The 14857-nt window shown below is 43.4% G+C and carries 13 protein-coding genes, 1 tRNA gene and 1 pseudogene; 5 read left to right on the top strand and 10 right to left on the bottom strand.

Annotated features, from left to right (window positions below):
• Positions 1 to 146: 146 nt before the first annotated feature.
• The 5 genes from SCRDD08_RS01475 to SCRDD08_RS01455 are packed head-to-tail and all read right to left on the bottom strand — an operon-like array spanning position 147 to position 3684.
• Complete coding sequence (locus tag SCRDD08_RS01475; protein ID WP_061422109.1) at positions 147 to 890, bottom strand: 16S rRNA (uracil(1498)-N(3))-methyltransferase; 744 nt, start codon at positions 888 to 890, stop codon at positions 147 to 149.
• Entirely contained in the window at positions 891 to 1841 is a 951-nt protein-coding gene (prmA, locus tag SCRDD08_RS01470; RefSeq protein WP_061422108.1) for a 50S ribosomal protein L11 methyltransferase, read from the bottom strand.
• 10 nt (positions 1842 to 1851) lie between these two features.
• Entirely contained in the window at positions 1852 to 2751 is a 900-nt protein-coding gene (locus SCRDD08_RS01465; RefSeq protein ID WP_061422107.1) for a GIY-YIG nuclease family protein, read from the bottom strand.
• Positions 2752 to 3204, bottom strand: coding sequence for an NUDIX hydrolase (locus SCRDD08_RS01460; protein ID WP_231089315.1), 453 nt, complete (start codon positions 3202 to 3204; stop codon positions 2752 to 2754).
• A gap of 9 nt (positions 3205 to 3213) precedes the next feature.
• Positions 3214 to 3684 carry a DUF3013 family protein gene (locus SCRDD08_RS01455; RefSeq protein ID WP_061422106.1) on the bottom strand — a complete coding sequence of 157 codons (471 nt, stop codon included), beginning with the start codon at positions 3682 to 3684 and terminating at the stop codon, positions 3214 to 3216.
• Between the two features lie 87 nt (positions 3685 to 3771).
• Between SCRDD08_RS01455 and SCRDD08_RS01450 the strand changes: the two genes are divergently transcribed.
• The 4 genes from SCRDD08_RS01450 to SCRDD08_RS01430 all read left to right on the top strand — a co-directional run bounded on the left by SCRDD08_RS01450 (position 3772) and on the right by SCRDD08_RS01430 (position 7599).
• Positions 3772 to 5040, top strand: coding sequence for a replication-associated recombination protein A (locus SCRDD08_RS01450; protein WP_061422105.1), 1269 nt, complete (start codon positions 3772 to 3774; stop codon positions 5038 to 5040).
• A 265-nt stretch (positions 5041 to 5305) separates the two neighbouring features.
• Positions 5306 to 5378: transfer RNA gene (locus SCRDD08_RS01440), tRNA-Lys, on the top strand.
• Between the two features lie 456 nt (positions 5379 to 5834).
• Positions 5835 to 6644 carry a Cof-type HAD-IIB family hydrolase gene (locus SCRDD08_RS01435; protein WP_061422104.1) on the top strand — a complete coding sequence of 270 codons (810 nt, stop codon included), beginning with the start codon at positions 5835 to 5837 and terminating at the stop codon, positions 6642 to 6644.
• A gap of 10 nt (positions 6645 to 6654) precedes the next feature.
• Positions 6655 to 7599: a LacI family DNA-binding transcriptional regulator gene (locus SCRDD08_RS01430; RefSeq protein WP_061422103.1), complete on the top strand. Its 945-nt coding sequence runs from the start codon at positions 6655 to 6657 to the stop codon at positions 7597 to 7599.
• A gap of 263 nt (positions 7600 to 7862) precedes the next feature.
• Here SCRDD08_RS01430 and groL read toward each other — a convergent pair whose 3' ends face one another.
• From groL to SCRDD08_RS01405, 5 genes and pseudogenes are all read right to left on the bottom strand, one after another.
• Positions 7863 to 9485, bottom strand: a complete 1623-nt coding sequence (gene groL, locus SCRDD08_RS01425; protein ID WP_061422102.1) for a chaperonin GroEL — start codon at positions 9483 to 9485, stop codon at positions 7863 to 7865.
• A gap of 23 nt (positions 9486 to 9508) precedes the next feature.
• Positions 9509 to 9790, bottom strand: a complete 282-nt coding sequence (gene groES / locus SCRDD08_RS01420) for a co-chaperone GroES (RefSeq protein ID WP_061422101.1) — start codon at positions 9788 to 9790, stop codon at positions 9509 to 9511.
• Between the two features lie 141 nt (positions 9791 to 9931).
• Positions 9932 to 10114: pseudogene (locus SCRDD08_RS01415) on the bottom strand (DUF202 domain-containing protein); the annotation flags it as partial.
• Positions 10115 to 10171: 57 nt separating this feature from the next.
• Complete coding sequence (locus SCRDD08_RS01410) at positions 10172 to 11950, bottom strand: ABC transporter ATP-binding protein (protein WP_061422100.1); 1779 nt, start codon at positions 11948 to 11950, stop codon at positions 10172 to 10174.
• A gap of 1 nt (position 11951) precedes the next feature.
• The gene (locus tag SCRDD08_RS01405; RefSeq protein ID WP_061422099.1) at positions 11952 to 13658 is read right to left on the bottom strand and encodes an ABC transporter ATP-binding protein; all 1707 of its coding nucleotides are present in this window, start codon (positions 13656 to 13658) and stop codon (positions 11952 to 11954) included.
• Positions 13659 to 13816: 158 nt separating this feature from the next.
• Here SCRDD08_RS01405 and SCRDD08_RS01400 point away from each other — a divergent pair, with 158 nt between their 5' ends.
• The gene (locus tag SCRDD08_RS01400) at positions 13817 to 14833 is read left to right on the top strand and encodes an NAD(P)H-dependent glycerol-3-phosphate dehydrogenase (RefSeq protein WP_061422098.1); all 1017 of its coding nucleotides are present in this window, start codon (positions 13817 to 13819) and stop codon (positions 14831 to 14833) included.
• Positions 14834 to 14857 lie beyond the last annotated feature (24 nt).

Below are 14857 nucleotides of genomic sequence, written 5' to 3'. Positions count from 1 at the left end.
ATAGAATATCTTACCATTCCACCTCTCAGTCGTCCAATAGTATTTTTTAAAGCTGGCCATAAAAATTTTTTATGTCAAGAACAGCTTTCCACAAAAAGGAATCTAGTAGCGACAGACAAGAAAAAATCAGCAGAAGTCCGCTGATTTCATTTTTCTAATTCAAGCATAACGCTGACTGCGGTCAAGGCATAAAGCGGAGCGGTTTCAGCTCGCAGGATACGTGGACCTAGGCCAGCCGATACAGCCCCTGCTTGGCCAAAGGCTGCTATTTCATCTGGCGATAGACCGCCCTCCGGTCCGAAGATGAAGAGTAGTTTATCTCCCTTGCCCAAACCTCTCACCGCCTCTACTAGAGCTGCAGATTCTCCTTCTTTGGCCGATTCCTCATAGGCCACGATGATGCGGTCAAAGTCTGCCAAGACCGCCAGAAAGTCTGCCTTTGTATCAAAGAGCCGAACCTCAGGAATCAGATTGCGCTTGCTCTGCTCAGCTGCTCCCTGAGCAATTTTCTCTAGCTTTTCACTCTTTTTAGCCAGCTTTTTGCCATCCCACTTGGCCACCGACCAGTCCGCTGGAAAGCCCCAGATAGCACTGGCCCCCAGCTCCGTTACCTTCTGGGTGATAAGCTCTAACTTATCACCCTTGGGAAAGCCTGAAGCAATGGTCACTTGAATCGGCAACTCGGTATTGTCTGCTAGCTCTTCCAAGATTTCCAAACTCTGCTGGATAGGATCCAATACCCGAGCCAGTCGTTTCACGCCATCATCAAAAACCAGTGTGACTTGGTCGCCCTCTTTGAGCCGCATGACTGAAAACATATGTTTGGCCGTGTCCTTATCCGTAACCACCAGAGGGGACTGAGGATTTCCTTTTATAAAATACTGCTGCATCTATCCACCTATCACGCCTGAAATGTCCTGTGTTTTCTTAAAGACACAGGCATTCCATTCGCCCTGAATCATATGCGTTTCTAGGAAAAATCCTGCCGCTTCCGCTGACTCGCGCACCATTTCCCACTTCTCAGAAATAATCCCACTCATAATCAGATAGCCCTCATCCTTGACCAGACGGTAGGCATCCTCTGTCAGATGGATAAGAATATCGGCCAAAATATTGGCAACAATGACATCCGCCTCGATTTCTACGCCTCGGAGAAGATCCCCCGGCGCTACATGGATGTTCTCCATATCTGGATTGAGCTCAATATTTTCCTGAGCAACGCGCACCGCTACCTCATCTAAATCATAGGCGTAGATGTCCTTAGCGCCTAATAGAGAGCTGGCAATGGAGAGGACACCGCTACCTGTACCCACATCCAGCACCGTTTCTCCGCCTCGCAAGACCTGCTCCAGCGCAAAGAGGCTCATCTTGGTCGTCGGATGAGTGCCTGTACCAAAGGCCATACCGGGGTCCAGCTTGATAATCTTCTCACCAGCTGTTCCCTCATAGTCCGTCCAGGACGGGACAATAGTCAAGTCATGGGTGATCCGAGCCGGCTCAAAGTATTTCTTCCAGTTATCCGCCCAGTCTTCCTCAGCCAGGGCAGTCGTACCAATCTTGACCTCTCCCAAATCAATAAAATCGGTCAATTCTGCCAGACGATCCTGCAAGTCTGCCTCAACCCCTGCCACATCAACCGTTTCAGGGTAGTAGGCTGTGACCACGATTTCTTCCTGTTGCTCAACCTCTGGGAAAATTTCACCAAAACGATCCACATTCCCCACATAGTCCATGCTATCTTCGATCGCAACACCCTGGGCACCCAGCTCAATCAAGAGATTGGAAACCAATTCCTCCCCCTCACGCTTAACCGTAACTTTTAACTCTTGCCATGTTTCCATTTGTTTCTCCTTAACAATCTATCGTTTCTTCCAATTCTTTTAAGGTCTTACCGTTTTTATCTTTCCAGTCTATTCGTCCGTTGGTATTCATTCCTATAACAAAAGCTGCTGCATAAGAAGGGCTAGAAAAAAGTTGTTTCTCCTGTAAAATACCATCTTTGATTACATTTGTATCAATTAGTTCTTTACGAAGTTTTTGTAGACTAGCTGGGATTACGTTGGAATCTATCACCTCTATTTGACTGCCCTCCAAAACTACAAACCCTTCCGAAGTACGTTCACAACGAGCTTCTATTACTTTATTGGACTTCTTAGTTTTTCGTTTTAAATATAAATAAGTTGATTGATCATCAGGTAAGTCTTTCTCCGATGTCTTTGTCATAGGAACAAAAACACGATAACCCAAGGTACCAACAATCATTAAAGTATTTTCAACTATTTCATCTAATTCTGACTCTTTTTCCTCAGTTACATTCCCAGGGTTAGGGTCATTGCTATTTTTCACAATAAATCGACCAGATTCTTTAGCTAACTGAGTAAATTTATTTTCCAAATAGCTAATTTCTGTGGGACCAAATGAATTATTCTGCGTCGTCAAAATAATGACATCGTTAAAGTAATCTGCATGACTATCACGAGTATGCTCTTGAACGCGCAAAAGCACCCCTTCTCCATTTTTTCGAGTAGTTGCTTGTCCAATATAAGTAATATCTTTTTGCTTTTCCTCATCACGTCCAAACAAGAAATAGATACCACTTTGCTTCATTTCATCTCGGAGTTTTAAATCCGCCAATTGAATACGAGGAATTTTATAAATTACCCCTGTCCAATTTGATAAGGTACACTTGATTTTTCCAGTTACTTCACCATCCATAAGAAACATGTTGATATTTTTACTACGATTTGACATCTATCTTACTTCCTCCATATAATCTCTCACTCTATCCTGCAACTGAGGTACAACCTTATCTGAGCCAAGAAATTCGTCAATACTCATCAGTTTGTAGCCCTGCCCTTCGTCACCAAAGATAATCTGGTCAAACTGTTCCTGAGCCAACTTGCCAACTAGAAAGACCGACTCCTTCCCCTCAAAAAGCATACTTGGATAAATCTTATCCCAAAGCAGACAATCTTTAGTTAAATGAATTCCTAGCTCTTCAAAAACCTCTCGTTGGACGCATTCAAAAGGGGTCTCCTCTCCCTCGCGGCCACCGCCCGGCAGCTCCCACATATTGGGCCAAGGAATAGTTGAAATATCGTCTCGCAAGATAGTCAGTAGCTTATCATCACAGAGCAAGGCAATCTTGCAACCAGAAAACTCCATCTGTTTGTGCAGCAAATCTAGTCCTTCTGCATCCGCCATAAGCGCCTCCTAATATCTCGGATAAGGATAAAAGTCTGTCTCAGTCAACTCAGCTCTGCCATTTTCAAAGGCCTCAGCATTCCAAGCCATCTCAAACTCTGCCGCCTCTGAATCTGCTAAGAAGTCCATGAGCGCATCAAGACCAGACTCAGCTGTTTGGCTTAGGAAATCCACGAAATAAGCCAGAAACTCCCGCGACAGCCCCTTCTTCGGCTCATAGGGAAGAACCGCCAGATAGTCCTCTGCCTCAAAACGAGACTTAACCGGATTATAGAAAAGCACGGCTTCCTCAAAGTAAATATCCTCTGCCGAGGCATTGCCCTCAGCATCAACAGTCTCAATCGCGCCGGGATTTTGCACCTCAAGGAGAAAGGCCACTTCCACTGCGTGATTCTTCTTGTCCCAGTTTATCTCATAGTCAAAAGGAAAGCTCTTCCCCATTTCCTCGTCCAATATCTCCAAAAAACCGTACTTAGCCATGATTTCCTCTTTTCATTGTGATAAAATATTACTATCTATAATAGTAACACAAAACGCTAAGAAAAACACTTGCAGAAAGGAAATCTTATGCCAGAAAACCTCGCCCTACGCATGCGACCGACCAGCATTGATCAGATCATCGGCCAGCAGCATCTGGTCGGATCTGGAAAAATCATCCGCCGTATGGTTGAAGCCAACCGCCTGTCCTCGATGATTCTCTACGGGCCACCCGGCATCGGAAAAACCTCTATCGCCTCAGCTATTGCCGGCACAACTAAGTTCGCCTTTCGGACCTTTAACGCCACCGTAGATAGCAAGAAGCGCCTGCAGGAGATTGCTGAGGAAGCTAAATTTTCTGGCGGACTGGTGCTCCTGCTAGACGAGATTCACCGTCTGGACAAGACCAAGCAAGACTTCCTACTGCCGCTATTAGAAAGCGAACTAGTCATCATGATTGGGGCGACGACAGAAAATCCTTTCTTTTCTGTCACCCCTGCTATTCGAAGCCGAGTTCAGATATTTGAGCTTGAGCCCCTCAGCAACGACGACATTCGGAAAGCCATTCAGTTAGCCTTGACGGATAAGGAACGAGGATTTGATTTTCCAGTGGAGCTAGACGATGAGGCTCTGGATTTCATTGCCATCTCTACCAACGGAGACCTACGCTCCGCCTATAATTCGCTGGATCTAGCCGTGCTTTCTACACCAGAAGATAGCAAGGGCATCCGTCACATTACGCTCGATGTCATGGAAAACAGCCTGCAAAAGAGCTATATCACCATGGATAAGGACGGGGACGGCCATTACGATGTCCTCTCTGCCCTGCAGAAGTCCATCCGTGGCTCCGATGTCAATGCCAGTCTCCACTACGCAGCTCGCCTCATTGAGGCAGGAGACCTCCCTAGCCTAGCTCGACGCTTGACCGTTATCGCTTACGAGGACATTGGCTTGGCAAATCCAGACGCTCAAGTCCATACAGTTACAGCTCTGGAAGCAGCTCAGCGGATCGGTTTTCCTGAAGCTCGTATCCTTATTGCCAATATTGTTATTGATCTGGCTCTATCTCCCAAGTCCAACTCAGCCTATGTGGCCATGGACAAGGCCTTGGCTGACCTAAAAAAGAATGGAACTCTTCCCATTCCCCGCCACTTACGCGACGGCCACTATGCCGGCAGCAAGGAATTGGGCAATGCGCAGGACTATCTCTACCCTCACTCCTATCCTGGCAATTGGGTCAAACAAGACTATCTGCCCGACAAGATAAGGGATGCTAATTATTTCACTCCCAATGACAATGGTAAATACGAACGAGCTCTTGGGATGACCAAGAATAAGATTGATGACTTAAAAAAATGATGGCATCGTTTGCAAAAAATCACATTTTTCTCTTGAATTTTTCAAAATTTATGGTATTATAATTATAGAAACGCTGTGGTGTACGACTTCACACTTAAGTGTTGACCGACTATTTTTTGTATTATTAGGGAAACAAAAGACTTCTAACAGCGTGCAAGCCGTGTCACGCGGAAGCAGCTTCAGTTAGAGCGAGTTGCCCACCTGCTTAATTGTGCGGGTTCAATACAAATCGTGAAGGTCCGGCACCAATACAGCTTTTTCTCTTGCCTCCTTAGCTCAGTTGGTAGAGCAGTAGACTCTTAATCTATGGGTCGCAGGTTCGAGCCCTGCAGGGGGCATAGAAAGTATGACTAAAAAGCCTTGGATTCCAAGGCTTTTTCTCTTGTCTCATGAGCATTTGCCCCGTCACTTGCCCCACATTTTTTATGAGTAATCTATCCCGACTCCTCTGATGTGATTAAATTCTCCCTAATCTAATGAAACCTGCAAGTCGAACATCTGTTCCAATTCACTTATCATGGACTAGCGTTTGGCAAACCATAAAAGACCACCCTTGAGGTGGTCTTTTGTCCAAGAAAACTATTTCTCATCAAGGTAATTATAGCAGAATATGTGACTATAGAATAATCGTTTTTCAACAAGTCTTATTGGTGAAGTTACGTAATTCTGGATAATGCGTGAAGGAATGCAGAAAAGTCAAATACGATTTTTCTTAAAAAATTTACAACTTTAAGCTTGACATGGAACGCGTTCCAGAATTTATAATGGTTTCAGAAGAAAGAGAGGTACATTTTATGAATATCAAACGTATTTTTTGTGACATGGATGGTACATTATTAAATAGTGAAGGACGAGTGACTAACAACAATGCTGCCTTAATACGTGAAGCAGGGATTCCCATAACTTTAGTATCTGCTAGAGCACCAATGGAAATGAAGGATGCTATAGAGGCCCTTCAATTAAAAGGTACCCAAGTTACGTTTAACGGAGGATTAATTTATACAATAGGCGATCATAATCAAGTCCTACCTATTCGTTCACAAACCATTAAAAAAAGCACAGTAAAGCAGGTGCTGAGAGGAATACGGCTGCATTTCCCTCAAGTTAGTTTATCTTATTACGATCTTAATAACTGGTATTGTGATAAAATAGATGAAGGAATCCTATACGAACATAGTTTAACTCAACAAACACCAACGTTTATTCATAATGAAGATCAGTTTTTAGAAGGCCAAATAAATACTTTTAAGATTATGATGATTACTTTCGATGAAGCAAATATGCTAGAATTACAAAAATATCTTCAAAGTTTGGACTTACAAGAAATCACTATTCAACGTTCAGGTAAGGCATATCTTGAAATTACACATGTTTTAGCCAAAAAATCTAAAGGAATTGCTTACGTCCTTCGAAAAGAGCAGTTGGCTAAAGAAGAAACGGCTGCATTTGGAGACGGACATAATGATTTGCCGATGCTTGAAATGGTAGGTTACCCTATTGTGATGGATAATGCCTTTGATGACATCAAAGCGATAGCCTATAAAATAACGAAGTCTAATGATGAAGATGGCGTAGGATATGGGATTCAAAAATATTTAAAGTAGGACTCTTATAATGACGAGTATTAGTGATATAGCTAAAAAGGCAGGTGTTGCTAAATCGACAGTTTCCCGTGTGATCAATCATCATCCACATGTTTCTGATGAGACACGACAAAAAGTAATGGATCTTATCACTGAATTGGATTATATGCCAAACCAACTAGCGCGAGATCTCAGTCGAGGCAAAACACAAAAAATAGGTGTCGTCATTCCACACACGCGCCACCCGTATTTTACACAATTAATAAATGGTCTCCTAGATGCTGCTAAAGCTACCGACTATCAGCTTGTTATGATGCCTTCAGATTACAACCAAGAATTAGAACTATCCTACCTGAAGCAACTCAAAATGGAAGCTATTGACGCTTTAATCTTCACTTCAAGAGCCATTAGTCTTGATATGATTGAAACCTATGCAAAATATGGACGCATAGTGGTTTGTGAAAAACTGCAGGGATATCAGCTCCTATCCTCCGCTTACCTTGACCGCTACTCTTCATTTGTGGATGCTTTTTCTGCTATGAAAGCACGAGATTTAGAACACTTAGTTTTGTTATTTTCAAGAGATAATGAATCATCGGCTACCTATCAAACCGCATTATTAGCTTATCACGATGTTTATGGTCAACAATTGGCCCCACATATGGTAGTTGGAAACATCCACGATTTTAATGATGGCCTACATGTATCTCATCAATTGATAAAAGATGCTCACATCGATGGTGTATTAGCTACAAGTGATGAAGTTGCTGCTGGGCTCATAAAAGGATATGAAGAAAGTGGAAAAAAATGTCCCTATATTATTGGTCAGGAACGTCTATTAGTTGGGCAACTGTTGAAACTCCCGACGATAGACCACAAATCCTATTCATTAGGAAAATTAGCATTTAAACAAGCTTTATCTGAATCAATTAGTCAAGAAGTTTTGATCTCAGAATTTTTATCTCAAGGCGATTAGTCATTAAAAGTAATAAAAAAGTTTCCAACTATACGAAATTGGAAACTTTTTTAATGATTTATAGTTTTAAACAGTTATTACTTGCCCCATTTTAAAATAATCAGATTTAAAATCATTCCAAGCATCTTCTAAAAATCATTTATATTTCAACATTGTTGATTACTTTCAATATGAAAAGGCTTCAAACCATTGTTTTGGATCAATAGTTTGAAGTCTTTTTTACTTTATTGATTTCAAAAAAGTTGTACTTTTTTCGATGTGTCTTACATCATGCCGCCCATCATGCTTGGGTCCATAGCTGGTGCTACTGGCGCAGGTTCTGGCTTATTAGCCACAACAGCTTCTGTTGTCAAAATCAGGCTAGCAACTGAAGCGGCATTTTGCAGGGCTGAGCGCGTCACCTTAACTGGGTCAATGATTCCAGCTTCAATCATGTTCACCCATTCACCAGTCGCAGCATTAAAGCCTGTACCTGCTTCAGAGTTTTTCAGGCGGTCAATGATGATAGAGCCTTCAAATCCTGCATTCAAAGCGATTTGACGGACAGGCTCTTCCAAGGCACGGAGGACGATGTTACGACCAGTCGCTTCATCACCTGTTAATTCGAGGGCAGCTACTGCATCTAATACGCTAACAAAGGCTGTACCACCACCAGATACGATTCCTTCTTCTACTGCGGCACGAGTCGCATTAAGGGCATCTTCAATGCGGAGTTTCATTTCTTTAAGTTCAGTTTCGGTTGCAGCACCGACCTTAATCACTGCCACACCGCCGGATAATTTAGCCAGACGTTCTTGCAATTTTTCTTTATCAAACTCAGAAGTTGTACTTTCGATTTGCGATTTGATAACGGCCACACGATTGGCAATAGCTTCAGGATTACCAGAGCCTTCCACAATCACAGTACTGTCCTTATCAACAGTAACTTTAGAAGCTTGTCCAAGCGCTTCAATAGTTGCATCTTTGAGCTCCAGACCAAGGTCTTCTGTAATTACTGTACCACCAGTCAAGATGGCAATATCTTCCAACATAGCCTTGCGACGGTCACCGAAACCTGGTGCTTTAACAGCAACTACATTAAAGGTACCACGAATCTTGTTAAGAACCAGTGTTGGCAGAGCTTCACCATCTACATCATCCGCAATAATCAAGAGCGGACGGTTGGTTTTCAAAATACTTTCCAACAATGGCAAAATTTCTTGAATGTTAGAAATTTTCTTGTCTGTAATCAAGATATAAGGGTTGTCCAGATCAGCCACCATTTTTTCACTATCCGTCACCATGTATTGAGACAGGTAGCCACGATCAAACTGCATACCTTCTACGACATCCAGCTCTGTTTCCATCCCTTTGGACTCTTCGATAGTGATAACACCGTCGTTGCCAACTTTTTCCATAGCTTCAGAGATGTACTCTCCGACTTTCTCGCTACGAGAAGACACGGCAGCGACCTGAGCAATCGCTTCCTTGTTAGAAACCGGAATCGCAGTTTCTTTCAGAGCGCTGACAGCAGTCGCAACTGCTGCTTCAATTCCGCGACGGATACCAATTGGGTTAGCACCCGCAGTTACGTTTTTAATCCCTTCTCGGACGATAGCTTGGGTCAAGACAGTAGCAGTCGTTGTTCCGTCTCCAGCGATATCGTTGGTTTTTGAAGCCACTTCTGACACCAGCTTAGCGCCCATATTTTCAAAATGGTCTTCCAGTTCGATTTCCTTGGCAATGGTCACACCGTCATTGGTGATGAGGGGTGAACCAAAAGATTTTTCCAAAACAACATTGCGACCTTTAGGGCCCAAGGTTACCTTGACAGTATCTGCTAAAATATCCACACCACGAACCATTGCACTACGTGCATCTGATGAAAATTTAATATCTTTTGCCATTTTTAAACCTCTTTCTTAGATTTTTACTCCACAATTGCAAGAATGCTTGCTTCTCCAACAACCAAGAATTTCTCATCTTGATCTTTGACTTCAATGCCAGCATGACTTTCAACTAAAACCTTATCACCTGGCTTGACACTTGGTGCAACCAGCTCTCCGTTCAACGTACGGATTCCTTGGCCAACTGCGATGACTTTTGCTTCTTTTGTCGCGTCCTGTCCTGCACCAGCAATGACAAAGCCACCAACTTTCTGTTCTTTTTCTACTACTTTTAAGACCACACGGTCACCTAATGGTTTTAACATCTTTTTCCTCCAAAGATTGAATTTTAGCACTCTATGACATCGAGTGCTAATCTATAGTTATTATTTTATCACTTGGTCAGAAATAGTCAAGAAAAAACTTTGCCGAATGACAAAGTTTTTGGGGGAAATCAATTGGAAATATTATTGAGCTAACTTCAGTTTCTCTTCAAAATCATCAATAACCTTTTGCAAATTTAGTCTACCCTTGTAGATGCCATAGCCAAAGACCAGCATGACAAGAATTCCCAAAATAGCTAAGATGACTCCTACGATGAACAGAAGCAGATTGGTTCGATGAAAGAGATAGATCAGGACAAAACTGATTACTTCCTTTCAAAAAACGAAGGTAGCCTCATGAAATAGCTCCGTTTCTGTATATATTTATTCAAATACAAATTGATTGTGGTAGAGCTCAGAATAGAAGCCACCTAGATGCAGCAATTCATGATGATTACCTCTTTCAATGACTTCCCCGTCTTTTAAGACAATAATCTGGTCCGCATTCAATATGGTCTTTAAGCGGTGAGCGATGACAAAGCTGGTTCGGCCTGCCACAATGGCCTCCATCGCACTCTGGATCTTGCTCTCGGTTACCGTATCAACATTGGAGGTGGCCTCATCCAAGATCAGCACTTGAGGATCCGTCAAAAGGGTTCGAGCGATCGAAATCAATTGCTTTTGACCTGTTGAAAAGATGTTTTGATCATCATCTACGAGTGTGTCGTATTTATCAGGCAAGCTTTCAATATACTCGTGAATATGGGTAGCACGCGCAGCAATTTCAACCATCTCCTGACTGGCATCCGGCACTCCAAATCGGATATTGTCTCGAATGGTTCCACTGAACAAGACAGAATCTTGCAAAACAATACCCACATGACTGCGCAAGCTATCCAAGTCATAGTCTCGGATATCACGTCCGTCAAATTCGATACTGCCCTTATCCACATCATAAAAACGATTGATCAGGTTCATGATGGTCGTCTTTCCTGATCCTGTTGGCCCTACAACGGCAATCATCTTACCTTTTGGCGCTGAAATGGAAACATCTTTCAAAATCGGCTTGCCTTCTACATAAGAGAAATCCACATGCTTTATCTCGACGCCTTCTTTCAGCTCGGTAAAGGCTGGAGCATTCTGCGGGCGTACTTCCTCAGGCGCATCAAACATTTCCTGAATCCGATCCGCACCAGTGAAAGCCAGCTGCAGGCTTCCCCAGCTTGCCGCAACCTGAATGATAGGCTGATAGTATTGTTGAGAAAACTGTGTAAAGGTTGAAATCAGACCAATGGCTACTGAGGTCTTCACATTAGGATCATTGAGCATAATGGCTGAGCCCACAAAAATCACGATAGCCGTATTGATCAGACTCATTCCGTTCATGACAGGGAAGAGCAAACCAGCAAAAGCGCGTCCTTTAAAGGTTGCTGACCGAACCTTATCATTTTGCTGGACAAAGCCGTTGATGACTTCTTCTTGCATTCCCTGCACAATAACTGCCTTCTGGCCGGAAATCGTCTCGTCCATATAGGCATTGAGCTGACCAACTTCTTTTTGCTGCAAGTCTGTGTACTTGCGAGCAAGTTTGATGATAGACACCAAGACAATGATGGCTACTGGCGTACTGGCAATCGTCACCCAAGCCAAGGTCGCATGCCGCATAAACATGATGATAATCAGACCAATGTAAAGAGCGATATTGCTCATCACTTGGACTAGACTCTCATTGAAAGCCTGCAAGATATTATCCAAATCGCTGGTAAAACGCGACAAGATATCCCCATCTTGATGACGGTCAAAGAAGGAAACGGTCAAGCGAGCTAATTTTCCAAAGAGCCCCTTGCGCATTTCATTGGTTGAGTAGGAAATGATCCGACTCATCAGCAGCATGTAGATCAAGCTCGATAGCGAAAGGAAGATGAAAGCCAGCGCTAAATTCCACATGATTCCTTGAAAAGCGGCAAAGGCTGAAACATCACCTGAAGCAAGCTTGCCACTCGCAAAAGCACTGCCCAACTCCACCAGCTCACTGATGGCGAGACCAGTAAAAATCGGAAAGAGAACCTGTAAAACCGTCGAGATGATAATCATAATCATGACGACCAAAAAGGCCAGTTTATACTGCTTGAAATATTGCCAGAAAAATTTTGCTGTCTTCATCTTAGTCCTCCTTTCCTTTTTGAGTCTCATAAATTTCTCGGTAGACATCATTTGTAGCAACCAAGTCTGCGTGTCTACCTTGGCCAATCAAGCGCCCTTGATCTAGCACCAAAATCTTATCCGCATGGACAACAGAGCTAATCTTCTGGGCAATGATGATGGTTGTGGTTCCCTTCAAATCCTTGTTCAGTGCCTCCTGAACTAGCTTTTCGGACTTAGCATCTAGAGCTGAAGTTGAGTCATCTAGGATAAGGATATTGGGATTTCTGACAACACCACGCGCGATGGACATTCTTTGCTTTTGTCCACCGGAGAAATTATTTCCCCGTTCTTCGACTTGGCTGTTGTAAGTATCTTCCATGCGATTGATAAACTCACTCGCCTGAGCAATGCGCGCCGCCTGTTCTAATTCTGGCAGGCTAGCATTTTGCTTTCCTTGACGCAGATTGTCCGCAATCGTCCCCTTAAATAAAATAGCTTTTTGCAGAACGATGGAGACATTTTTTCTCAGCGAAGCTTCACTAATGTCTCGCAAGTCCTTGCCGCCAATTTTGATGGAGCCTTCCTGAGGATCAAAAAGACGTGGAATGAGCTGGGCCAGAGTTGATTTCCCTGCTCCCGTTGCCCCAACAACACCAACCATTTCTCCCGGTTTGACTTCAAAGCTAATATCCTTGAGCATGGGCTCTGTATCTGTCGGATAGGTAAAGGTCACGTGGTCAAAGACCAGACTACCTTCTAAATCTTCTTCAGCTTCATTCTTGAAGGTCATCGCTGGCTCCGTATCCAAAACCTCCTTGATCCGCCGAATTGACACCATGGCACGTGTAACAGTATTGCCCAGAAAGCCAACCATGATGATGGTAAACATGATTTGATTCAAATAAGAAATGAAAGAGACAATCGAGCTAACCAAGCCTGGATCCATCTGTATCATGCTAGACAAGAGCCACATGGTCAGATAAACAGCCCCGTAGCCGACGATCATCATCATCGGTTGAACGATCGAAAAGGCATAACCAATAAAAAGATTTTGCTCCAAAAGTTCATCTGAAACTTGCGTAAATTTCTGATACTGCTCTCTCTCTTGCACGAAAGATTTGACGACACGGACGCCACGCAGGTTTTCTTTGGCAATCGCATTGATCTTTTCTAAGAGAACTTGGAATTTGGCAAAGCGTGGACCCATCAAGCCCATCATCACTCCTGTCAAAAAGAAGACCAAAAAGACCATCAGGACAATGACCCACCACAGGGAAGGAATGGTCACCACCGCCAAAATAAAGGAACCTAAAAATAAAATAGGCAGGCGGAATAAAATCTGGAACATCATCATGACCAAATTTTGTACTTGGTTGATATCGTTGGTCATTCGAACCACCAGATTCCCCGCATTGAACTGTTCAATATTGGCATAAGAGAAAGTCTGGATTTTCCGAAAGGTTTTTTCCCGTAAATCTGACGACACACCTTGTGCAATATAGGCTGCCAGGGTCACATTTGCCCCGCCAGCAAGCAGGCCAACCAGACCAAAACCCAGCAACCAAGCCCCTAAACGATAGATTTCTTCCCGATTTCCCGACAAAAGAGCATTCAAAACATCTTTGAGATACAGGGGTTGCAACAGCGAGCTAGCTAGCATCAGCGATGTCATAAGAAGAGATAGAAAGATAAATAATTTATAGGCTGATAAAGCTTTTCTGAACATGATTCCTCCTCGTAGATTTTTAACTTTGTTTAGCTTCCTTACTATATCATAGATAAAAACAATGTCAAGTAAGAAATTTCAGTTATTATATGGTACAATATAATAAATAACTCTAAAATTGATTGAGTCCTTTTGTAGGTCTCGTACAAGGAGAAAAGATGGATAAACAACGAATTGCTGTGATTGGTCCTGGCTCTTGGGGAACGGCTCTGTCGCAAGTCCTCAATGATAATGGCCATGAAGTCCGGATTTGGGGCAATATTGCAGAGCAGATTGACGAGATCAATCACCAGCATACAAACAAACGCTATTTCAAAGATGTGGTTCTAAGCGAAGAAATCAAGGCTTATCACGACTTGAAAGATGCTCTAGCAAACGTAGATGCTGTGCTTTTTGTCGTGCCGACCAAGGTGACCCGTCTGGTAGCCAAACAAGTTGCGCAAACCTTGGATCACAAGGTAAAAATCATGCACGCATCCAAGGGATTAGAGCCTAACAGCCACAAACGAATTTCGACTATTCTGGAAGAAGAAATCCCTACAGACTTGCGTAGCGAGATTGTCGTTGTTTCAGGTCCTAGCCACGCTGAGGAAACCATCGTCCGCGACATTACCCTGATTACCGCAGCATCTAAGGACCTCGAAACCGCTAAATATGTGCAGGAGCTCTTCAGCAACCACTATTTCCGCCTCTACACCAATACCGATGTCGTCGGCGTAGAGACAGCAGGTGCTCTGAAAAATATCATCGCAGTTGGAGCTGGTGCTCTCCACGGACTGGGCTATGGTGACAATGCCAAAGCTGCCATCATCACACGCGGTCTGGCTGAAATTACCCGGCTTGGTGTCAAGCTTGGTGCCAGCCCTCTGACTTACAGCGGTCTTTCTGGTGTCGGCGACTTAATCGTCACAGGAACCTCTATCCACTCTCGCAACTGGCGGGCCGGCGATGCACTGGGTCGCGGCGAAAAACTGGCTGATATTGAAGCTAATATGGGCATGGTTATCGAAGGAATCTCTACGACCAAGGCAGCCTACGAACTAGCGCAAGAGCTCGGTGTCTATATGCCAATTACCCAAGCCATTTACAAGGTTATCTATGACGGCCATGATATCAAAGATGCCATTCATGATATGATGAGCAATGAATTCAAAGCTGAAAATGAGTGGTCTTAAGTTGCAGTATTTTTTAAAAAGGAG

This window comes from Streptococcus cristatus, assembly GCF_001578775.1.
GTDB lineage: Bacteria > Bacillota > Bacilli > Lactobacillales > Streptococcaceae > Streptococcus > Streptococcus cristatus_A.
The sequence above is the reverse complement of the archived record's forward strand: the minus strand, read 5'-3'. Positions and strand labels throughout refer to the sequence as shown.

Coding starts and splice junctions, on each gene's coding strand:
- SCRDD08_RS01405 (WP_061422099.1), bottom strand. CDS start 13,658: ATGTTCAGAAAAGCTTTATCAGCCTATAAATTATTTATCTTTCTATCT.
- prmA (WP_061422108.1), bottom strand. CDS start 1,841: ATGGAAACATGGCAAGAGTTAAAAGTTACGGTTAAGCGTGAGGGGGAG.
- SCRDD08_RS01465 (WP_061422107.1), bottom strand. CDS start 2,751: ATGTCAAATCGTAGTAAAAATATCAACATGTTTCTTATGGATGGTGAA.
- SCRDD08_RS01450 (WP_061422105.1), top strand. CDS start 3,772: ATGCCAGAAAACCTCGCCCTACGCATGCGACCGACCAGCATTGATCAG.
- SCRDD08_RS01435 (WP_061422104.1), top strand. CDS start 5,835: ATGAATATCAAACGTATTTTTTGTGACATGGATGGTACATTATTAAAT.
- SCRDD08_RS01460 (WP_231089315.1), bottom strand. CDS start 3,204: ATGGCGGATGCAGAAGGACTAGATTTGCTGCACAAACAGATGGAGTTT.
- SCRDD08_RS01475 (WP_061422109.1), bottom strand. CDS start 890: ATGCAGCAGTATTTTATAAAAGGAAATCCTCAGTCCCCTCTGGTGGTT.
- SCRDD08_RS01410 (WP_061422100.1), bottom strand. CDS start 11,950: ATGAAGACAGCAAAATTTTTCTGGCAATATTTCAAGCAGTATAAACTG.
- SCRDD08_RS01430 (WP_061422103.1), top strand. CDS start 6,655: ATGACGAGTATTAGTGATATAGCTAAAAAGGCAGGTGTTGCTAAATCG.
- groES (WP_061422101.1), bottom strand. CDS start 9,790: ATGTTAAAACCATTAGGTGACCGTGTGGTCTTAAAAGTAGTAGAAAAA.
- groL (WP_061422102.1), bottom strand. CDS start 9,485: ATGGCAAAAGATATTAAATTTTCATCAGATGCACGTAGTGCAATGGTT.
- SCRDD08_RS01400 (WP_061422098.1), top strand. CDS start 13,817: ATGGATAAACAACGAATTGCTGTGATTGGTCCTGGCTCTTGGGGAACG.
- SCRDD08_RS01455 (WP_061422106.1), bottom strand. CDS start 3,684: ATGGCTAAGTACGGTTTTTTGGAGATATTGGACGAGGAAATGGGGAAG.